Origin of the sequence: Pedobacter sp. PLR (genome assembly GCF_026239675.1) — a bacterium.
Classification (GTDB): domain Bacteria; phylum Bacteroidota; class Bacteroidia; order Sphingobacteriales; family Sphingobacteriaceae; genus Pedobacter.
Map to the genome: position 1 here is coordinate 869121 of NZ_JAPIVQ010000001.1, position 22392 is coordinate 891512.

General features: G+C 41.2%; 17 protein-coding genes. 6 read left to right on the forward strand and 11 right to left on the reverse strand.

The window, feature by feature from the left end; translation table 11 throughout:
* Positions 1 to 9 precede the first annotated feature (9 nt).
* Positions 10 to 732: a DUF92 domain-containing protein gene (locus OQX61_RS03530; RefSeq protein WP_265840293.1), complete on the forward strand. Its 723-nt coding sequence runs from the start codon at positions 10 to 12 to the stop codon at positions 730 to 732.
* Positions 733 to 737: 5 nt separating this feature from the next.
* On the opposite strand, the gene OQX61_RS03535 is transcribed toward OQX61_RS03530, so the two are convergent.
* The 5 genes from OQX61_RS03535 to OQX61_RS03555 form a co-directional block, all read right to left on the reverse strand.
* Complete coding sequence (locus OQX61_RS03535; RefSeq protein ID WP_265840294.1) at positions 738 to 1610, reverse strand: pirin family protein; 873 nt, start codon at positions 1608 to 1610, stop codon at positions 738 to 740.
* A gap of 72 nt (positions 1611 to 1682) precedes the next feature.
* Complete coding sequence (locus OQX61_RS03540) at positions 1683 to 2324, reverse strand: hydrolase (RefSeq protein WP_265840295.1); 642 nt, start codon at positions 2322 to 2324, stop codon at positions 1683 to 1685.
* Positions 2325 to 2370: 46 nt separating this feature from the next.
* Entirely contained in the window at positions 2371 to 2925 is a 555-nt protein-coding gene (locus tag OQX61_RS03545) for an NAD(P)H-dependent oxidoreductase (RefSeq protein WP_265840296.1), read from the reverse strand.
* A 190-nt stretch (positions 2926 to 3115) separates the two neighbouring features.
* Positions 3116 to 3685 (reverse strand): Crp/Fnr family transcriptional regulator, encoded by a 570-nt coding sequence (locus tag OQX61_RS03550; protein WP_265840297.1) that lies wholly within the window; start codon positions 3683 to 3685, stop codon positions 3116 to 3118.
* 116 nt (positions 3686 to 3801) lie between these two features.
* Entirely contained in the window at positions 3802 to 4437 is a 636-nt protein-coding gene (locus OQX61_RS03555) for an isochorismatase family protein (RefSeq protein ID WP_265840298.1), read from the reverse strand.
* A 211-nt stretch (positions 4438 to 4648) separates the two neighbouring features.
* Between OQX61_RS03555 and OQX61_RS03560 the strand changes: the two genes are divergently transcribed.
* Positions 4649 to 7108 (forward strand): YfhO family protein, encoded by a 2460-nt coding sequence (locus OQX61_RS03560; RefSeq protein ID WP_265840299.1) that lies wholly within the window; start codon positions 4649 to 4651, stop codon positions 7106 to 7108.
* Between the two features lie 187 nt (positions 7109 to 7295).
* Here the strand turns inward: OQX61_RS03560 and OQX61_RS03565 are convergent, their stop codons facing one another.
* The 3 genes from OQX61_RS03565 to OQX61_RS03575 form a co-directional block, all read right to left on the reverse strand.
* Positions 7296 to 8219, reverse strand: a complete 924-nt coding sequence (locus tag OQX61_RS03565) for a metallophosphoesterase (RefSeq protein ID WP_265840300.1) — start codon at positions 8217 to 8219, stop codon at positions 7296 to 7298.
* 102 nt (positions 8220 to 8321) lie between these two features.
* A complete protein-coding gene (locus OQX61_RS03570; protein WP_265840301.1) occupies positions 8322 to 10112 on the reverse strand; it encodes a RagB/SusD family nutrient uptake outer membrane protein in 1791 nt (596 codons plus the stop codon).
* 29 nt (positions 10113 to 10141) lie between these two features.
* Positions 10142 to 13345: a TonB-dependent receptor gene (locus tag OQX61_RS03575; protein WP_265840302.1), complete on the reverse strand. Its 3204-nt coding sequence runs from the start codon at positions 13343 to 13345 to the stop codon at positions 10142 to 10144.
* A 313-nt stretch (positions 13346 to 13658) separates the two neighbouring features.
* On the opposite strand from OQX61_RS03575, the gene OQX61_RS03580 reads away from it, so the two are divergent.
* Positions 13659 to 14261, forward strand: a complete 603-nt coding sequence (locus OQX61_RS03580) for a TetR family transcriptional regulator (protein ID WP_265840303.1) — start codon at positions 13659 to 13661, stop codon at positions 14259 to 14261.
* On the opposite strand, the gene OQX61_RS03585 is transcribed toward OQX61_RS03580, so the two are convergent.
* Entirely contained in the window at positions 14258 to 14521 is a 264-nt protein-coding gene (locus OQX61_RS03585; protein ID WP_265840304.1) for a hypothetical protein, read from the reverse strand. The genes OQX61_RS03580 and OQX61_RS03585 overlap by 4 nt on opposite strands.
* A gap of 274 nt (positions 14522 to 14795) precedes the next feature.
* On the opposite strand from OQX61_RS03585, the gene OQX61_RS03590 reads away from it, so the two are divergent.
* From OQX61_RS03590 to OQX61_RS03600, 3 genes are all read left to right on the forward strand, one after another.
* Entirely contained in the window at positions 14796 to 18662 is a 3867-nt protein-coding gene (locus OQX61_RS03590; protein ID WP_265840305.1) for a TIM-barrel domain-containing protein, read from the forward strand.
* A 270-nt stretch (positions 18663 to 18932) separates the two neighbouring features.
* Positions 18933 to 19604, forward strand: a complete 672-nt coding sequence (locus OQX61_RS03595; RefSeq protein ID WP_265840306.1) for a carbonic anhydrase family protein — start codon at positions 18933 to 18935, stop codon at positions 19602 to 19604.
* Positions 19605 to 19737: 133 nt separating this feature from the next.
* Complete coding sequence (locus tag OQX61_RS03600; RefSeq protein ID WP_265840307.1) at positions 19738 to 21033, forward strand: hypothetical protein; 1296 nt, start codon at positions 19738 to 19740, stop codon at positions 21031 to 21033.
* Here OQX61_RS03600 and OQX61_RS03605 read toward each other — a convergent pair.
* A complete protein-coding gene (locus tag OQX61_RS03605; protein ID WP_265840308.1) occupies positions 21030 to 21749 on the reverse strand; it encodes a hypothetical protein in 720 nt (239 codons plus the stop codon). The two genes, OQX61_RS03600 and OQX61_RS03605, sit on opposite strands and share 4 nt — an antisense overlap.
* Positions 21750 to 21775: 26 nt before the next feature.
* A partial coding sequence (locus OQX61_RS03610) for a hypothetical protein (protein ID WP_265840309.1) occupies positions 21776 to 22392 on the reverse strand: 617 nt, incomplete at its 5' end.

Here is a 22392-nt window from a genome sequence, read left to right on the forward strand (position 1 = left end):
TTACTAAACATGGCTCTCATTTTTACTGATCCTTTTCTGCAAATTGTATTGCTCTTACTGCTTTTCCTCATGGCAGTTTGTGTAAAAAACAAGAAATTAACCCTTTATGCAGCTGTAACGGCGGCATTGATTGGGTTTCTGGTTGCTGCAACTGCCGGATTGAAAGGCATATTGATGTTAGGTGTGTTTTTCGTGCTAAGTGTCCTTGCGACTTCGCATAAAAAGAAGGAAAAGCAGCTGATACATCCGGTATCCGGAGAGAAAACAGGCAGGAATGCCTTGCAGGTACTTGCCAATGGTGGTGTTGCCGGAATTACCGCCATACTTTCGCTCCTGAACCCTGAAAACAAAGAATACTATCTGTTCATGATGGCTGCAAGTCTGGCATCGGCTCTTGCCGACACCCTATCTTCGGAATTGGGGATGGTTTATGGCAAGCGGTTCTACAACATCATTACTTTTAAAAGAGAGGCCAATGGTTTGGACGGAGTGATCAGTCTGGAAGGGACCATAATCGGTGCGATTGGTGCCGGAATCATCGCTCTGATCTATGCAGGATTTGGGCAAATAGCGTTTATCATTGCTATAGCAGGGGTGCTAGGCAATTTCAGCGACTCCCTGCTTGGTGGATTATTGGAACGAAAACATTTGATCGGGAATAATATGGTCAACTTTTTAAATACCTCTTTTGCTGCCATAGCCGGTTTACTACTGTATTTATTGTTCCTGTAATTCCATTAAACTACCTCATTCTCCAGGTAGCCAAATTTACCGGCTGCTACATCAGCAAAGGCCTGTTCGATTTCTTCGGCGGTGTTCATCACAAAGGGCCCTTTATGCACTGCAGGTTCGTTCAAAGGCTTTCCATTCAGGATCAAAAACTTAGCATCTTCGGTTGCCAGGATTTCTAATACTTCTCCTTCATTTTCAAATAAGACAAACTGCTCCTTACCTGCGGTTACTTCATTCAGTTTAAGCTGGCCTTCGAGGATAAGAACACCCATATTATAATCAGCAGGGCATTCAATTTTCATTCCCCCATCCTTGTTTAAAGTCACATCCAACAGGTTCATCGGGCTATAAGTTTTCAGCGGACTTTCTACACCTTGATAACTTCCTGCGATTACCCTCACTTCTCCCTCTTCCAGTGTAACTTTTTTGATCTCCTCTTTGAGTAAGGTTTGATAACCTGGTTCTACAAATTTATCAGCCCTTGGCAATATCGTCCAGACCTGAATCATTTGCAGATTTCCACCTTTACGGGAAAACTCCTCTTCGAAATATTCCTTATGCAGGATTCCTTTTCCGGCGGTCATCCATTGTACATCACCTGGTCCGACGACCCCATGATGTCCGGCGCTATCTGTGTGTGCGACAGCTCCCTGATACACTAGGGTAACGGGCTCTATCCCACGATGAGGATGTACATTTACGCCACGTTTTTTATCGCTGGGTTCATAATAGGTTTCCGGTTGATAATCGATCATATAAAACGGACTCATGCTATCACCCAGATCATTCCCATTCGGGAAGATATTGATCACTTTAAAAGCATCACCAACATCATGTTTGTAATTGCTATTATACACTCCTGCTATTTTCTTTTTCATATCATTTGTATTAAACAAATCCGGCAGAATTAAACAACCTGCCGGGCTTCTTATTTAAAATAAGCGATGGAATTATTCTGATTTATCATAAGAAAACTGGATACCAGCGGTACCACCAGTCTCGATAAACAACTTCATAAATCCGGGTACTGTTTCTGCTCTTCCCCAATCTCTCTGTAGTTCACAGAACAACTGCGCTACACTTACCGGCTGTGCTCCTGCCTGCTCCATTCTTCTCAAGGCAGCATCATGTGCCGCTAAAGATGTTCCACCAACGGCATCCACGACCGGATAAACCTCATAACCTTCTTTCATCGCATCTAATGCAGGGAAAGAAAGGCAAGCTTCAGTCCATAGGGCGGTCATAATTAGTTTCTTTCTTCCGGTCGCGATTACGGCTTCCAGAAATTCAACATCTTCCCATGCATTAATCGTCGTGCGGTCATAGGATGGTATTCCTTTCAACTCTTTGCGCAATTGAGGAATGGTTTCAAAATTCAGACCGGTCTTTACGTTTACGGTAGACAGGATAATTGGTAAATGGTACAGTTTAGCCATCTTAGTGACGCCGACAATATTATTAACCAATAATTGTCTGTCCATTGAGGCGATGGAATTCACCTGAACCGGCTGATAATCGATGATGACCAATGCCGCATTTTCTGGTGTCAAAAGGTGATCATTTTTTTGATCTCTGATTGGGAAACTACTCATGATGTTTTGTTTTAATTGGTGAAATTCAAACTATTAACTCAGGCGCTTATTTTTGTAGTTTTTGGGTCCACCAAAGCAATTCCTTTAGCATCCCTTCTGCCGCACGAATATGTCCCTCATCTCCTGTAAATCGTTCTTCATCATCGATAAATCTGGTGAAAAAAGGAACATTGACGGCTTCTACAAGAGGGACCATTTTCATAGCGGTCACCACTTGTTTCAGCATCTGAACTGCTCTGGTGCCACCAGCAATACCACCATAACTCACAAACCCGACAGGTTTATAAGTCCATTCCTGATACAGGAAGTCGAGTGCATTTTTAAGGGTAGCAGGGTATCCGAAATTATATTCCGGAGTCACGAAAATAAAGGCATCAGCCGCTGCGATTCTCTTACTCCAGGCTTTGGTATGTTCGTGTTGATATTTCTGAAATCTGGGATGTTCCGCTTCATCCATAAAAGGAAGGTTTACTTCTTTCAGGTCGATCAATTCGACTTCAAAATCCGACTGCTTATTTAACAGATCCATTAACCATTTGGCAATGGCCGGTCCTTTTCTTCCTGGCCTGGTACTGGCCACAATCACTTTAAGCTGATACATATTTCTTTCCTTTAAGATTTAAAATCCAGTCGTTACAAAGCCGCTCCAATTCATCGTCTGAAAAGACTGGTTCATTTTTAATCAACAAGCCTTTTCCCTATAACAAAACTAGCGGGTAATTGGATCAGAAAAAATAACATAGGTTAAGAAAAGCGCTTAATCTACCATAAGAAGGTTTTGGGATTAATGCTTAGGCATGCAGCATTTTGCTCAGGAATTCAGGGGTAACCCCGATGTAAGCGGCGATCTGCTTTTGAGATAAGAGGTCTGTTAAAGTCGGATAGCGAAGGCAAAACTTCCCATAGCGTTCTTTTGCGCTGAGTCTGAGGTTTTCCATGGAACGCTCCTGGTAAGAAACCAATGACCGCTCAGCCAGGATTCGGAAATAAAAGTTAAATTTTGGAATCTCTTTATATAGTTTTTCCAGGTTGACTTTGGAAATTAAGAGTAACTCTGCATCTGTAAGGGCATCAATATACAAATGGCCGGGTTCCTGCGTAATCAGGCTGTACATATCTCCTATCCACCAACCTTCCGGTGCAAATTGCTGAATATATTGAAAGCCGTTTTCATCCAGATGATAACTCCTCAAACATCCTGAAACCACAAACATCGCAAACCTGTTCACACCCCCTTCCAGCAACAAATGCTGCTTCTTTTTCACTTTCTTAACCTGGAGGTAAGCACAGAACCGTTGTTTTTCATCCTCATCAAGCTGAATATGCTTTGCGATGTTTGCTAAAAGAAGGTCATGATTCATAAAGGAGGATTTTAAGAATGACTAAGGTAAAGCTTATCGCAGGTAAAAAAAAGGCTTTGCTACCGAATACTTTGGAGGTTCGGTAGCAAAGCCTGATCCGGCAAAAGCCGTATTTATTAAGCGCCTTTACCTACGCTTACCGCTTTTTGATAGCTTTCGATAAGTGATTGATAAGGAGGCATTACTTTTGAAAATGCGCCGGCAAATTCAAGGGCATCCTCACGCTTCCAGGTTTTCTGAATCTCACTCAATACGGCAACCGTACTTATTGGTATCACATCGGCCATTGCCAAACGTGCCATCGTGATCTGTGTAGACAATGGGCTCATGTCCCCTGAGGCATCGATTACCGCGAATACGTCGAAACCCTCTGCCTTAGCAGAAATGGCCGGAAATGCCACACAAACACTGGTTAACACCCCTGCAATGATCAATTTCTTTCTCCCTGATTTTCTAACGGCGTCGGCAAAAGCTGGTGTATCCCAGGCATTGATTTCGCCATTACGGGGAATATAGATTGCATGTGGAGCCAGTTCATGAATTTCAGGCATCAAAGGGCCATTTGGTCCATTCGGTTCTGATGCGGTAGTGAATACCGGAATATTTTCAATTGCGGCTACTTTTGTAAGTGCAGCTACATTGTTTCGTAGCGCCGTAACTTCGATGTCTTTAACGGTTTGGAATAAACCACTTTGGTGGTCGATCAAAAGAATTGCTACTTCATCCGAATTGATTCTTGTTAGTACTGACATAATCTTTAAATTTTAGTTTACAGTTTTTAGTTTAAAAGGGCTTTCAAATTCTAGTTGATTTAGCTCCTGATTTTCAACACTACAAAGCTAGAGCAGCCCCGAAAAACAAACAATGGAGTAGATTAAGACAAATAGTTAATGTAGGTTAAGGAATTTGGATGGCTAAAGAATAGCGCTTTGTTTTTCTATATTTAGAGAAATTTTAGCTGCTATGAATAACTGGTTTAAGCGAAATGGCCAACATTTAATGGTCATTGTACTTTTCTTTGGAATCACCTTTTTATATTTTAACCCCCTATTCTTTGGAAAGACGCTTGGACAAAATGATGTGACCAGGGCGCAATCTACGACCACCGAAATCAACCATTACCGGGAAAAGGGGGAAACGATCTTATGGACCAATCAGATTCATGGTGGGATGCCTGCTTTTCAAATCTGGGCACCTTACCCCAATAACATCACCACCTGGGTGGTAAAAGGCATTAATTACTCCTTTCCACAGCCGGTAGGAACTGTCCTCGTGTTGCTGTTGGGCAGTTATTTTCTGTTTTGTGTGCTAAAATTGAATCCCTGGCTATCCGCAGCAGGGGCTATCGCTTTTACTTTTTCTTCTTATAACATCATATTGTTTGGTGCCGGACACGCTAATCAGGTCGCCGCAATCTCTTTCTTTGCCCCTGTTATTGCCGGAATATTGCTCATTTTCAGGGGTAAATACATCTACGGCGCAGCGGTAACGGCATTGTTCCTGGCACTGGAAATCAGGGCCAACCATATCCAGATGACCTATTACCTGTTTTTAGCCATCCTGATTCTGGTTGGGATGGAGTGTTATCATGCGGTAAAATCTAAACAGACCAAAGCATTCTTTAAGGCCGCAGGATTTGCTTTTGTTGCCGGACTTCTGGCCTTAGCGGTCAATACTTCTTCTTTATGGAGCACCTACGAATACAGTGCAGAGACCATCAGGGGCCATGCTAACCTCACGCAAAAAGTAGCTAAAACCAGTACCGGATTATCCAGAGCATATGCCTATCAATGGAGCCAGGGCGTGGAGGAGTGTATCACTTTCCTCATCCCAAATGCTTTTGGCGGCAGTTCCAGAGGAAATTCAGTGGAGCATACCAATGTGGTAAAAACGCTGACGGAAATTGGCGCTGATGCAAGTCAGGCGGATTACCTGTCGAAGTCGCTGATGCCTTTTTACTGGGGAGAAAAGCCTTTTACGGAGGGCTCGTTTTATTTTGGTGCCGTAATCTGCTTCCTGTTCGTGCTGGGCTTATTTATTGTCAAAAACCATATCAAATGGTGGTTATTATCGGTTGTGGTCTTAACCATGTTGCTTTCTTTTGGAAAAAACATGCCTTTGGTATCGGACCTATTCTTTTACTATGCACCGTTTTACAATAAGTTCAGGGCGGTAGAATCTATCCTTGCCGTAGCAGGATTGTGCTTCCCGATATTGGCTGTCCTGGCGGTAAATGAGTTGTTTATCAACAAGGATAAAAAGGAGCTTTTTAAACAGACCAAGCTTGCTTTTTACCTGACTTTCGGGCTTTCTTTGCTGATTGTGATCCTTCCAACGCTATTTCTTTCCTTTAAAAGCAGTGATCATGAAGCGGTTGTGGCTCAGTTTACGGAGACGCTTAAAATGGATCAGGCGACTGGGAATGCCATTGGAAATGCTTTCGTGGCCGACCGGAAGGCCGCTGCTCAGAGCGACGCGATGAGGTCTTGTTTATTTATTCTGATTGCTTTTGCAGGGATTTGGGCATTCCTGAAAGACAAGTTGAATTTCAACATGCTTTCCATTGCCTTTCTTTTTCTGATCCTGGTTGACCTATGGGGTGTCGATAAAAGGTATTTAAACAAAGATACTTTCATGGCGAAACAGGACACTGAAAAACCGCAATTCCGGGAGGTGGACCGCTTTATTGACCAGGATAAAGACCCTGATTTTAAAGTGATTGACCTGACGCAAAGCATCATGAATGACGCTACCACCCCCTATTTCCACAAGTCTATAGGAGGTTATTCGGCGGTTCGTTTGAAGCGCTTCGATGAGGTCATAGAAACGCATTTCAATAAAACCATCAACCTGAACATTCTGGGAATGATGAATACCAAATACCTGATCAGTACAGATCCGAACTCCCCGAAACTGATTGCACAGTTGAATCCGGATGTTTGTGGTCATGCCTGGTTTGTGAACAAGATCCAATATGTACCGAATGCAGACCTTGAAATGGCGGCGATCGGTACTTTTAAACCTAAAGAAACGGTGGTGATCGACCAGCAATATAAATCACTGGTTAAGGAGCAACAGCTTAGCGCTGCCACACCTTCCGGAACGATTAAACTGAGCAGCTATTTTCCTGACCGCATGGTTTACGAAAGCAGTTCTACACAAGCTAATATTGCGGTATTTTCAGAGATCTATTACAATAAGGGTTGGAAAATGTTTATTGATAAGGTAGAGCAGCCATATTTCCGTGCGAATTATCTGTTAAGGGCAGCTCATATTCCGGCAGGTACGCATCAGATCGAATTTGTGTTTTATCCTGCTTCTTATTATACCGGGGAAATCATTTCTCTGATCGCTTCGATCGTCCTGATTATGGGGCTATTGGCAGCTGCATATTTTGGATATAAAGATCGGAAAACGGCTTAATAACCCATTCGTAAAAACACAGGAGTATAAACAGACAAAAGCCTTTAAATCCCGGGATTTAAAGGCTTTTGTGCATATTGGAAGCAGCTTCACAGCTGCTTTCCCGATAATCAATTGATCTGGATTACCCGAATGACCGGTTAATTCGATTGAAAAATCATTCCAATCAATTGATCTGGTTAATCAGTTAAAAAGTGTGCGGATAATACTCATTCTCTACCGTTCCATCTTCATACAATTTCAGCATGGCATAGCCGGGAGGCGTTTCCAGGTAATAACCAGGTCCGGCAGATTCGGCATCCCCTTTTCCCCACCAGAAACCACTCATTGCACCATTACAGCAATATAGCACTCCATTGTAACTGGTATGATCTGACATGTGATTGTGACCGCTTAAACAGACCTTCACCTTATCACGATGCTTATAAAACAAGTCTTTTAACTTCTTACAATCCGAGTGACCACCACCTACCAATACCTGAGTAGTTCCAAGGATTGGATAGTGCGACATTAACAAAGTTGGCGTACCCGCAGGTAGTTTTTCCAGATCCTTTACCAACCAGTCATACTGTTCCGGGTCTAAGGAGATATCCTTATTATTCCCATCCAGCACAATAAAATGCCAGTTCTTCTTTGTAAATGAATAGTATCTGTTTGGGATTTTAAGTCTTTTCACCACATAATTTTTCCCGTACATTTCATGTTCTTTAGAAGGTGCTTTCCACCATGAATCATGATTTCCGATGCAGCTATGGATTTCGTATTTATCTAGTGATTTGATACAGTCATCCCAGATACCCCATTGCTCGATCACCTGATCATGTACTACATTGTCATACGAGGCATCATTTATGGAATCACCTCCATTAAGAAAGAAATCCGGTTTATGTTTAGTGACAATCTGGTTTAAGCATTGTTTAAATCTTGCGGGAGCATTCTCTCCTGCCCTGATGTGCACATCGGTAATGTGTGCGACAGTTAGTGCTGGTTTTTTACCTTTTTCCCCTTGTTTTTCAGAATTCACAGCCAGTGCCGGCAGGCCGCCGGTTACCACTGCGCCAACAGCCAATCCGGCCGCTTTCAGTAAGGATCTTCTTTTTAGTTGTGTCATTATTTATGGTTTCATTTTAGGTGATTACAATTAACGGATTATATTTTAGAGGAATGGCAACAACAGCCATCCCTCTAAAACACAGCAGGATCAACAGACTGTTTACCAGCCAAATATTTGTTTCAGATTTTTATTTAACAGCATTTGTTTTTGTGGAATCGGGCGATAATAATACTTAGGTTCTTCGAACTTACGTTCGAAGGCTTCTGTTACGATATTCCCACCATTCATACCATTTTTGAGGTAGACGGTAGTTTCAGTGCCGAACACTCCGGTCAGGTAATAAGTCAGGGTGACTCCTAATGAGTTCTTTTCCTTATGTGCTTCATCTGGAATGGTCTGTGAGCCATCGATTAAAATAATGTCTTCCACGCCATCGCCAGTCAGGTCATGCTTACCTAGTCCGGAGAAATACATTCCCTCAGGACTTTTCGTCAGGAGTTTCCCTGCTTTCCAGCGCATCAGGTCATCATATCTAAAGTTCTCAAAAGCGAACTCTACTCTACGTTCTCTTCTGATTTCGAGGATTACACCTTGATTCGCTTCGAGATTACCAAATTGCTGCAACATTACAGGATCAGGATTTGCATTAGCCTGCGCCATATTCAGATCTGGCAAACCGGCTCTTTTTCTAAGCAAGTTCAGGGTACGGTCTAATTCTGACTGGCTCAAAGTACCGAGTTCGGCTAAAGCTTCCGCCCTGGTCAACAAGACCTCAGCATAGCGAAACACCGGGAAATCGACACCGCCAATAACGTTATTGTCATTACTGTTTACATAACCTTTTAGCTGGTGATAACCGGTAAAATTTTTATTTAACCGTTGTACATAAGGTTTACTATCAGGAACACGAATCCATCCCGGGTAAACTATGGTTTGCGACAATCTCGGATCACGGTTTTCAAACTCCTTTACAAAGCCAAACTGCTCATGGTTAGCGATAGCGTTGTAACGACTACCGTCTTTCATCAGGTAAGCTTCGATCAAGTCTTTTGCAGGTGCCTGTTCATATTCACCAAATACGACAGAGTTCACATTCTGGCCCCAGTTCTTGGCCTGATCAAAAACATTAACCAATATCATCTCCGGATTCTGCGATAAATCCTGACTGCTAAATAAGGTCGCATAATCACTCGCCGATTTCCCTGTATTGTAAACAGAGAATTTATTTGAGGCGATGATTTCTCCGCTCACTTTGGCTGCAACTTCTAAAAACTGATTGGCCGAAGCTTTTAAGTTTAGCTCATTATGGTATTTACGGTAAGTACCTTCATACAACGCTGCTCTGCTATAAACCAGGGCGGTAGCCCATTTTCCCGGCGTTCCTGAGGGCACCTTTTCCCTTACATTTTTATAGGCATAATCCAGATCGGCCATCACGCTATCCATGACCAATGCACGCGGATCCTGCGCTTTAGTCAGATCTGCATCACCGGGATTCAGGGTTTTTGAGTACCATGGCACATCAGAAAAGCGCTTCACCATACCCAGGTAAAAGCTGGCTCTGTAATACCTGGCCAGGCCTGCATAGTGTCTTTTGATCTCATCGCTAACTTTCGCTTTATGGTAGTTTTCCAGGAAGTAATTGATATTTCGGAGCCTGGCCCAATCCCATCCGCCAGTGATATTCTGGGCAGTGGCATTGCCTCTCATGATATTTTTGACCTCTACTGCAGCAGTAGTGGACACATTATCACTACTCTGATCGTTTAAATAAGTACCTCTATCCGGCATCGATAACAAGCCATTTACATAAAGTGCCAGGTCTTCTTCGGTATTAAAGAAAAGATCCGGAGAAATAGAGGTCTGCGGATAACGATCCAGGTCCCCCTTTTTACAGGCGCCCAATCCAATGGCTAACGCTGCAAACATGATATATATATTCTTTTTCATGATGATTTCAAATGATGATTAAAACGATGTTAAAAGTCCAGGTTTAAGCCAACTGCATACCTTCTCTGGAAGGGATATGCCCAGGCACTTGTACTTTGATTGATAGACTCCGGATCGATGAATTTCTTGATGGCAGAGAATTCATACATATTTTCGCCTGATACGTAAACGCGCAGTCGGTTTATTCCGTAACGTTTGGTTAATGTTTTAGGCAATGTATAACCCAGTGTTACGTTTTTAATCCTTAGATAAGCACCGTTTAACAGGTATTTCGTTTGTGGGATATCGAGACCTCCGCCAGCATTCGCATCTGCCAGCCAGGCTTGCATTACCGGATATTGAGAATCTAAATTCGCATCAGCCAATCCCGCAGCAATATAAGCAGCAGAGTGTTTGGCTCTTTGCTCAGGCGAATCTGCCACACCTCTGTAGAAGTCTAAATTCCATGGATATACGTTTGCATAAGGTTGCTGATAAGGGCCCCAGAACAGGTAATGGTGTGGGTAAAAATCTCTTTTCAATACGCCTTGCATGAAAATAGAAAGATCGAAACCATTCCAGTCCATATTGATGTTTGCACCAACACTATAGCGATCAGTAGTATTTCCGATTACTTTAAGGTCTTTCGGATTATCAGAACTTAAACCTCTTTCGATCTTATGATCTCCATTCAGGTCTTTATATTTTGGCCATCCCGGAACAATATCCAGGGCTCCCCATGGTACAATTTCCTTTTGATCTAATGCCGCAATTTCTGCTTTATCTTTAAAGAAACCATCGCTTTCCAGTCCCCAGATCTCGCCGATTGTTTGTCCTACGCGATAGTCGGTAAACAGGTTTTGAGTGTTGGTAAAGCTGGTGATTTTAGAACGGGAATCAGAAAGGAAAACCTTAGTACTGAAGTTAAAAGGTTTAGCTGCAACATCGAAATGATCACGATAAGTCAGGGATAATTCCCAACCCTTGGTTCTTAAATCTGCTACGTTTTGTTTTGGCGCACCTGTACCAATCACACCCGGTAGCTCTTGTCCGGCAACCAACATCCCTTTAGTATCACGGATATAGTAATCAAAAGTGATCATGAATTTATCATTCATTAAGCCGACATCTGTTCCCAGATTCAGGGTTGATACGCGTTCCCAGGTATATGTATTCGGGTCGATGTATAATTTTGGTGCTTCTTTAATCACCGGACGTAGCGAACCATCGATCAGGTATCTGGAATTCTCCGTAGGTAGGGTCTGGATATAATCGAAGTTACCCACGTTCTGATTGCCGAGGTTACCATAGGTTGCCCTTAACTTAAGGACCGATAACACTGGTGCCAGTGGTTTCAGGAACTCCTCTGAACTTGCAATCCAGGCAAATGAAGCGGAAGGGAAAAAGCCCCATCTACTGGCCACGGGGAAGCGGGATGAACCATCATAACGTCCGGTTCCTTCCAAAATATAGCGGTCTTTATACGTATAATTTACCCTGCTGAACACGCTATTGGTTGCATAAGCACTATAATCTGCACCGATGATAGCTTGTCCTGTGGTTAATCCCAGATAAGGAAGGGAAGAAGACATCAGTAAATCGCGTTCAGCATTAACCGTTGAGTAATCATAAATCTCCGAGTTATAGCCAACCATTGCACCGAAGGCATGATCTCCGATTGTTTTCTTATAAGTAGTGTATAAGTTAAATGCCGAATTGGCCAGATAGTTATTACTTTCTCTCACAGATCCATTGCCACCCTCTTCTCTGATATCGCCGGGGCCATAGCCTATTTTAAATTTCTTTGAATCTTTATGGTATCTCCAGAGTTCTCTTTTGAAGGAAGCATCACCATTGACTTGCAGTTCGCCGTTAAAAAAGGTAGCCACTGCACTGGTTACGTTCTGAAAACCAAACATATTACCGATGTTTCCACCACCATCTACCAGCCTGGCAGCCAATCTTCCGGCACCTGTATTTGCCCAGGTTCCATCCGGATTTTTAGCTACATCTGTTGGCTTCAGGTAATAAAGATCTCTGATATCCGTAAAAGGCTCTTCACGTTTAGTTTGATAAATGTTCAGGTTATTGTCTAATCTAAGCCAGCTCAAAGGGGAAAAGCCAACTCTGGAACGCAAACCATATCTACTCCAGTAATCCGGAGCCAGCTTGTTTAAACCATTATCTTTGGCGTAATCCGCAGACAGGTAATAGGTTAAAGGTTTTTCATTAATTTTCGCACCACCGGATAAGGAAACCGCATGACTTTGAGATACACTGGCATCGTTAAAGAAATAGCTATACCAGTCGTTATTACCCATGTAAGCCCATTTGGCTTTATCCGCAGGATCTAAACGGGTATCCGGAAGGGAAGGATTGTCCGATCTTTCTTTCGCCCATTTATAATACTCATCAGAAAAGTTTACATAGTCCCATGGCGTATTGTCTGTAGCCGTTTCTAATACTCTGGAAAAGATATAAGGATCAGTTACCGGTCTGGCTAATACTGTTGGTTTACCGCGGGAGACGAAGGTATTGTAAGTAATGATTTGCTTACCTGCTTCACCTTGTTTGGTAGTGATCAAAATCACGCCGAAAGCAGCTCTGGCACCATAAATAGCAGAAGAAGCGGCATCACGTAATACGGTAAAAGAAGAGATATCCGAGGGGTTTAACCTGAGCATATCATCGTTACTGGTCGCAGGAATTCCATCAATTACGACCAATGGAGAACCGCCGTTTACCGAGGTATAGCCCCTGATATTGATCTTGGGAACCGAACCTGGTGCACCGCCGGCATAGGAAATACTTAAGCCCGGGCTCAATCCCTGCAGTCCTTGCATCACATTGGCAACCGGTCTGGATTCCAGTTCTTTTCCGGAGATCTGGTCTATGGCTCCTGCGATGTTGATTTTCTTTTTGGAACCAAATCCGACTACAACCACTTCATCAAGGTTGCCGAAATCCGGCGTTAAGGTTACATTTAACTGAGTTTTTCCATTCAGGGATCTTTCTTCTGTTTTATATCCAATATAAGAAAAAACAAGGATTGCTTTGGGATCTACGTTGGATAACGTATAAATACCATTTCCGTTAGTGCCGGCCCGATTCTTCGTTCCTTTAACACTGACGTTAACTGAGGGAATAGGCCCCTTGGTTTCGGCATCTGTAACTTCACCTTTTACCGTGATGTTCTGAGCGAAACCGCTTGCCCCAAAAAGCAGGAAGCAAATCAGTAGTAGATTTCTTTTCATAATTACAATAAGTTTAATGTTTGTGGTTTTTCTGTGGTCTTGTTGCTGGTTAATCTGAAAGTTAGCTGCACCTGCTACTTGTATGTTTGTTCATACATAGCCCGGGTAATCTTTGCTGTGGTTTCATACTTTGGTTTGTTTGTGGTTTGGTTATTTAATCTGGTTCTTAATATTGTCTGCTGCGCGGCAAAGATCTACTTACAATATTAACAGGAAGTTACAAATAAATTAATTGAACGTACATTCAATTTAAAATAAATAATTTGCGAAGCCGATTTAGTTTTTAGTAATTTGGAGCAATCAGAAATTTAACATGGGCAGAAAAAGTCTCAAAGAGACCAGACAATTAGAAATCATAAAGATATTTTACAAAGTAGCTAAGAAAGAGGGTTATGAAAATACATCTATCGCGAAAATAGCCAAGGTGATGGACATCAACCCCAGCCTGATCATTCACTATTTCCAAACCAAGGAGGAGCTCACCTATGCATTGATTGATTATATTCTGGATCGGTACCTATTGATTTATACCATTAAGAATAAAAAAGAGGTGACGCTGGAGGACTTGCACAAAACGATTGAGATGTTGTTTTCGAAAAAGTGGAACTTACTTTTTGACGATGGGTTATTTTACACCTTTTATGCTTTGGCATTTCGGGAGAAAAAGATCAAAGCAAAATACAAGACCATCTTAGATTCGCTTCGCCTTGCGTTGGCGGGCATGATTGAGCAGTGTCATCACAAACAACTTGTCCAGGTTCCGGATGCAAAAACTGCGGCCGACCTGATCTTTGTGCTGGTGGATGGCGCCTACTTTTACCTCTCTTTGGAAAGCGATAAAAAAGCCTATGCAGAAAGACTGGATTACTATAAGAGTAAAGCTTATTATATATTAGGGGGAGCATGGACGCCTTAATCCTTTTCCGTGACTCTATTTACTTTAAACTGCCTGCCTACCGCATAAAGTCCAATAAATACCCAAAGTAGATTGGCTACTACATTAGGCATATCACTACTTTGTAAAGCGGAAGTTACTAAGCATAATCCTCCAATTATGTTTAGTGCCTGAAAGTTCAATGAATCCGCTGTCAGCACTTTTAAGCTCAACAACAGATAGCCAAGTGTACATAAAATGACGCCAAGCCAGCCTATCCCCGTTATTACTATTTGAAACATAATTCCCCCATATTTTTAATGGTCAGCAAAATACCAGTTTTTTTATAACCATTGCATAATAGCTGAAAAACATATTGACACTTTGAAAGTTTTGGTCCGGGTGTTAGCAAATTGTTAATTTATACATGAAAATAATACAATTCTGCAAAAGTAAAAACCAATAGATAATTTCTATATTGGCGGCTTCAACGAAAGCTTTCAGAATAATCTTGCAGGAATCTATAAGATTCTTGTCGATTTCAGCTGTCCGCGAAGATTTACTAAAATAATTAAGATGAAAACATTTTGGAGTTTTAAACCTCAAAACACCGCTTTGCTTGCCTTAGCACTTCCCTTACTGATTTCCCAATTAAATGCCGGAGCAGTAACAATACCACTTACCTTTCAACAGGTTATACAAAAAGACCATAAAATCATTTCTGCGAAAAAGATTAGTCCGACTGTGATTGAGGTATTATTTTCTGACAATCAAAAGCTGACATTAGACTTCTACGGTGATCAGATTTTCAGACTTTTCCAGGACAATACCGGCGGAGTAATGAGAGATCCGATCGCTAAACCGGAAGCAAAAATTCTGGTAGAAAACCCAAGAAGAGCGGTTGCAAAATTAAATCTGACAGACGAAAACAATCTGATTACGATTGCTACCGACAAAATTTCGGTTCAACTAGATAAAAACACTACCCTATTAAAAATTATTAACCTGGCCAGTAACACGGTGGTTCTTGAAGAGGCGGCACCTGTTCGTTTTGAAAAGAATGAAGTGGTTTTGACCTTTAAAGAAGCACCAAAAGAGTATTTCTACGGTGGTGGTGTTCAGAACGGACGTTTCTCCCACAAAGGAAGAGCGATCTCTATTGAAAACCAGAACAGCTGGACGGATGGTGGAGTAGCCTCCCCTACGCCTTATTACTGGTCTTCTAACGGTTATGGCCTGTTATGGCATACCTTCAAAAAAGGTAAATATGATTTCGGAGCTAAAGAAAAAGGCACTGTAAAATTATCGCATGATACAGATTATCTGGATGTCTTCCTGATGGCTGGCGACGGTGCAGTTCCTCTTTTGAACGATTTTTATCAATTGACAGGAAATCCGGTATTGTTACCGAAGTTCGGTTTTTACCAGGGGCATTTAAATGCTTATAACCGCGATTTCTGGAAAGCAGATGAAAAAGGTATGCTGTTTGAAGATGGCAAACATTATAAAGAAAGTCAGAAGGACAATGGTGGCATCAAGGAATCCTTAAACGGAGAGAAAAATAACTACCAGTTTTCTGCACGTGCGGTAATTGATCGCTATAAAAAGAACGACATGCCTTTTGGCTGGTTGCTTCCAAATGATGGTTATGGTGCTGGATATGGCCAAACAGAAACTTTAGATGGTAACATTCAAAACCTGAAAAGTTTAGGCGACTATGCCCGTAAGAACGGTGTTGAGATTGGTTTATGGACACAATCAGACCTTCATCCTAAACCAGAAATTTCTGCGTTATTACAACGTGATATCTTAAAAGAGGTAAAAGAAGCTGGTGTTCGTGTTTTGAAAACTGATGTGGCCTGGGTTGGTGCCGGATATTCTTTCGGACTTAACGGGGTGACTGATGTAGCTCAGATCATGACTAAATATGGCAATGACAGTCGTCCTTTCATCATCTCTTTAGATGGTTGGGCAGGTACACAACGTTATGCAGGCATCTGGTCTGGTGACCAGACCGGTGGCGTCTGGGAATACATTCGTTTCCATATCCCTACTTATTTAGGTTCTGGTTTATCCGGACAACCGAATATCACTTCTGATGTAGATGGTATTTTTGGTGGTAAAAATGTGGCTGTAAATATCAGGGACTTCCAATGGAAAACCTTTACGCCGATGCAATTGAATATGGATGGTTGGGGATCAAATGAAAAGTATCCACATGCTTTAGGCGAGCCGGCTACTTCTATCAACCGTACCTACTTAAAGTTAAAATCGGAGCTGATGCCTTATGCTTACAGCATTGCAAGAGAAGCGGTAACAGGCTTACCAATGATCAGAGCGATGTTCCTGGAGTATCCAAATGCTTATACTCAAGGTCCGGCAACACAGTATCAGTTTTTATACGGTCCTAATTTCTTAGTTGCGCCTATCTATCAGGCGACTAAATCTGACGATAAAGGCAATGACATTCGCAATGGCATTTACCTTCCTGAAGGTTCATGGATTGATTATTTCTCCGGAGAAAAATATGCCGGAAATGTGATCCTGAACAGTTTTGCAAGCCCAATCTGGAAATTGCCGGTATTCGTTAAGAATGGTGCAATTATTCCGGTTACCAATCCAAACAATAATGTAACGGAAATCAACAAAGCTGTTCGTGTTTATGAGATTTATCCTTCCGGAAAAAGTTCATTCACAGAATATGACGATGATGGTACTACGGAACAATACAAATCGGGTAAAGGTGCTTCCAGTTTAATTGAGTCGGAAGTAGACAAAAAGAACCGTGCAATTGTAACTATCCACCCTGCAAAAGGTGATTTCGACGGTTTCGTAAAAGCGAAAGCTACCGAACTTAGAATCAATGTTTCGCAGAAACCTAAGAAGGTGTTGGTAAAAGTTGGCAAGGATAAAATCAAGTTATCGGAAGTAAATTCGATGGCTGACTTCTTAAGCAAAGAGAATGTATATTTCTACGATGCTACTCCGAACCTGAATAAATTTGCGACTAAAGGAAGCGAGTTTGAGAAAGTGGCGATGGTAAAGAACCCTCAGTTACTGATCAAAGTAAGCAGTACAGATATCACGTTAAATCCTGTTGTTGCAACGATTGAAGGCTTCAAATATGAGCCGGCAGATCAATTGCGCATCTCTACAGGCGCCTTAACGGCTCCGGTTAATGCTGTGGTGACAGATAAGAACAAAGAAGCTTATACGTTGAAACCAACCTGGTCGAAAGTTGAGCATGCAGATTTCTATGAAATTGATTTCAATGACATGCATTATACAACGATCAGAGACACTGCGTTGTTATTTGATGGTTTAACTGCTGAAACGCCTTATTCTTTTAAACTGCGTGCGGTGAATAAAGACGGTCAATCGGCCTGGACAGAGTTTAAATCGACTACGAAATCTAATCCACTGGAATTTGCGATTCAGGGCATCACTGCTCAATCGACCGCAGCAGATCAGGAAGGTTCTGAAATCACTCAGTTATTCGACTTTGATGAAGGAAATAACTGGCATACGAAATGGGGTGTAAATGCATTACCATTCGAAATGGTGATGGACTTAAAAACCATCAATCAGCTGGATAAATTCCATTACGTTCCACGTTCAGGAAGAGGAAATGGTATCATCTTAAAAGGTAAGGTATTCTTTAGCAATAACAATAAAGACTGGACTCCGGCAGGTGATTTCACATGGGCAAATACAGATGAGGTGAAGGTATTTAACTTTCCTGGTCATCCATCTGCTCGTTACATCAAAATGGCGGTTACTGAAGGCGTAGGTGGTTTCGGTTCTGGTAGAGAGTTGTATGTATTTAAAGTTCCGGGAACAGAGAGTTACTTACCAGGAGACATCAACAATGACCGTCTGATTGACAGAAATGACTTGACTTCTTACCTGAACTATACTGGTTTAAGATCCGGTGACGGTGATTTCGAAGGTTATATCAGCAATGGTGACATCAACAAAAACGGTTTGATCGACGCTTATGATATTTCATTGGTGGCGACACGAATTGATGGTGGTGTTAAAACTGATGACAAAGCTGAAAAAGTAGCTGGTAAACTGGCCATCAGCACTGCAAAACAGAGCTATAACAAAGATGAAATCATCGAGGTTAAAGTAAAAGGCACTAACCTTAAATCTGTAAATGCTTTAAGTTTTGCATTGCCATATAATGCTGCTGATTACGAGTTTGTAAGTATCCAACCTGTTAATGCCAAGCACATGGAGAACATGACTTACGACAGGTTACATACCAACGGAAAGAAAGCTTTATATCCGACTTTTGTGAACTTAGGTGATAAAGAAACTTTAACTGGTAGTCCAGAATTGTTTATCATTAAACTGAAAGCAAAGCGTAAGGTAAAGTTTGACCTTAAAGCCATTGATGGTGTATTGGTTGACAAGAACCTGAATAGCGTTACTTTTTAATCATTTTAATCCTAATCACAGGCCCCCTGGCTTAGAGAACTCAACAGTTCTCTAAGCCAGGGGGCCTTGTTATAATTTATTTTCTTGAAATCTTATTGAAAAAATCACTAACTTAATGTACCCAAAAGCCAGATAATCTCCTGAAAATGACCTTGTAAAAACTCTAAAGTCCATAACATAATGAGCATTTCAAAACTAATGATGGCCTCTCTCCTCCTGGGGATGATTGTTTTAGTTGCGTGTCAAAACAAAACTAAAACACTAAATGACATGGAAAAAATTGAGATTGACAGCACTGATGTACTTTCTGAAAAGATTTTAACAGCTGAACAACAGGCTGCATTAACTCCGGATACCGTCATATCCATTCTAAAAAGAGGTAATGAAGATTTCGTTTCCGATGCCTTAACCATTCGTAATAATACGGTTAGAGTTCGTGAAGCAGCACTGGGGCAATATCCTAAAGCCGTTATCCTATCCTGTCTGGATTCTCGTGTACCCGTGGAAGATGTGTTCCATCGGGGAATTGGAGACCTCTTCGTAGCCAGAGTAGCAGGAAATATTGTGAACGAGGATATTTTAGGAAGTCTGGAATATGCCTGTAAGGTATCAGGCTCAAAGGTGATTGTTGTTTTAGGCCACGAACATTGTGGAGCGATAAAATCAGCGATTGACAATGTAAAACTGGGTAATATTACAACTTTACTCTCAAAAATTCGTCGTGCAGTAACGACCAACACTCCATTTGAAGGCGAAAAAACCACCGCAAATAAAGAATACGTTCAGCACATTTGCCTTGAAAATATAAAACTTAGTATCCGGGATATTAGAGAGAAGAGTCCCATTTTAAAAGAAATGGAGGCCAAAGGTGAAATTAAAATTATTGGAGCTGTTTATAATATGGAAACTGGCAAAGTAGAGTTTCTACAAAACCGACTGTAAAGTGAGCAATTGGACTTATGCGCGGGTTACCTAATCCGTAATTTTGTATAAATTGAAACGACAACCAATTATGGGTCTATCCGATCGATTTAAACCTTTAACAACTTTACCTTTCCTAATCTGCCTGACCCTATTGATGTTCAATGACTTCTACCTGAAAGGAGTTTTCCATAATGCGTTGACAGGTAAGCTATCTGATTTCTGTGGCTTGTTTATATTCCCGATTTTCTGGTCTGTTTTCCTTCCAAAACGTAGAATCCACGTATTTTTTCTTACCGGATTGTTCTTTATATTCTGGAAAAGCGAGTATTCGTCTTCCTTCATTGAGTTTTTCAGCAGATACTGCTTTCCCATCCAGCGCGTAGTAGACCCTACAGATCTTATCGCTTTGATTATGCTGCCATTGGCCTGGTATAGTTTAAAGGTTCGTACTTTACACCTTAATCTCAATCCTTCCTTTATTGTGGTCCTGGCCTTTTTCGCTTTCTGTGCAAGTAGTTCACCAGGATATCACCAGGCATTCGAGCAACCACAATACGTGCTGATTAAGTCTCATGTATTACCTGATTCCAACTACTATGACGGGGATTTTGCAGTATACCATTTTGATTCCTTGCTGGTAGTTGAAGTGAAACAACTTATCACCAGAAGACGGCCTGTTAAGAAGGATGACTACCATAAAAACATTATAGTTAACGAGCTGGAAGAGACAGTCCGCAATGAGATGCAAGGCACTGAAGGTCTGATGGCACCTGGAAAAATCACTTATCTCAGTATCAAAACCCCACATTACGAAGATGCGCTCCGATTTAAGGGGGGACTTTTAGATGGTAAATTCATCAGGAAAAAAGGCAATCTGACATTAATTGAGGGTGTTTATAAAAATGGAGTTGAAGATTCCATATGGACCTTTCGGGATGGTTCAAGCGCGTTGATTACTAAAAAAACCTTCGTTAAGGGAGAAACTACTCAAATTCAGAAATTCGAAGCTGGACGGTTGGTTTTTTCTGACCCGATAGCTACCCGGGCTGATACGATTACGAGGAAGTATGTCCAGCTTGTCGTATTGATGCTGTTGGTTATTTTAATGGTGGTACTCATCGTAAAAAACTACCGCAGGACCTACCCGGAAATACTACCGGTAAAAACGGTATGGAAGTGGGTTTTATGCTTTACCCTTCCCATTGCGGTATGGTTATCACATCTGGGTATTTCCCTGTTTATCACTGATCATTTTTCCGGACCGCTGGTTGTTATCATTAACTTCTTTATGATATACATTAGTACCAGCCCACTTCTTGTGGTAGCCATATTTATGATTAAATGGAGAAGAAAAATTGATGTGCTCTGGTATTGTTTGCTATTTGCATTGGTATACACCTTTATTGTGGAATGCATCATGTTAGTAGCGCTTTCTTCTACTGTTTAGTTTACGATATCGGGATTTAAGTAGGCGATTATCAGTTCGAAGAAGTTTGAATCATCAGCTTTTGCAAAGTTCAATTGAATTACTTTATCTTTTCCCAACCATTCATAGTTGGTTACCCCCGTTGACTGAGGTTGTTCTTTAAATGTAGCTGCCTTATTGTGTGCTTTCAAAAGCTGGAATAAGGCATTGTATTCTTTTAGCCCTGTATTATGTAAATTAGCTGTTTGTAGTCTAATCTTAATTAACTTATTAGCCGCTGTTGAGCTTGTATAAAGCTCATTAAACATAATTGTTTTTGAGTCCCAATAACCAAAACTCCTTAAATCCGGGTCTTTCATTCCTATTAGTGGAGCTCTTCTTTCTACGAAATACAAATCTCCATAAGCCTCACCCTTTTTTATGGTATCAACTTCATTTTGCTCATACCTTTTTAGCAACCGTTCTTCAGTAATGTTATATAAAAAGAAAGGTTTAATAATTAATGGTTCAGTACCTGTATTTATATGTTTATTGGGAGTCATTCTATTCCGTTTGACATAAGCCAGTTTGGCTAAGAATTTATCCAGATCAAGTTTTCGAAAATCAACCTGCGCAAGATCAATTGGCTTTCCCCGTTCTAAAACAAGATTAGTTCCATCTGTTTTACAACTGCTCATACTCATCAAACATAGCACTGAACAAAATAATATTCTCAGCTTATTTTCTCTTCTTTTCATCTTGATCCGTGTAATTTTTATAGTTTTTATCCTTTAAGAATGTCATAATATTTAGGTAAGGAAAGGTTAAAGGCCAGGCAGATTACAATTAGCGTGTCGGCTTTTACTTGTAGAACAACCGAAATTAAATATATAAATGCCCCAGCTGGAATAGTTAATACAAAGAACAGTAGAAACCTGAAAAACTGGACTTTGGCATGATCAAAAGCATTAAAGAAATCACGACACAAACCTAAAACACTGATTATTAAAAACATAAAAGCCACAATCAGCAAAGTGGTATTTTCAAAAATGTGTTCGTTGGCCGCTGTAATTACTGAGAATATATCACCCAAAGCATGCTTAAGTATCAATAACGGTATTCCGAAAACGGCAAGAAGGACTCCAATATAAACGATCCAAAAGAAAGTCTTTTTTGAGAAATTTTTAGATCCATCGGCAGTATAGCTTTTGATGATGTTTTTGCTAAAACGTGATGGCCTGAAGCTATATAGAATAATAAGAAAGAAGTAAAACTCTAATTGGAAAATGGTAAGCTGATATCCATCGTTCGTGCTCTTGATTAAGCTTTCGTTAGGGATTTGGATGATGAAGGAATAAGATAATAAGCACACTGTGTAAAGCCGGAAAAACAGGAAATAAC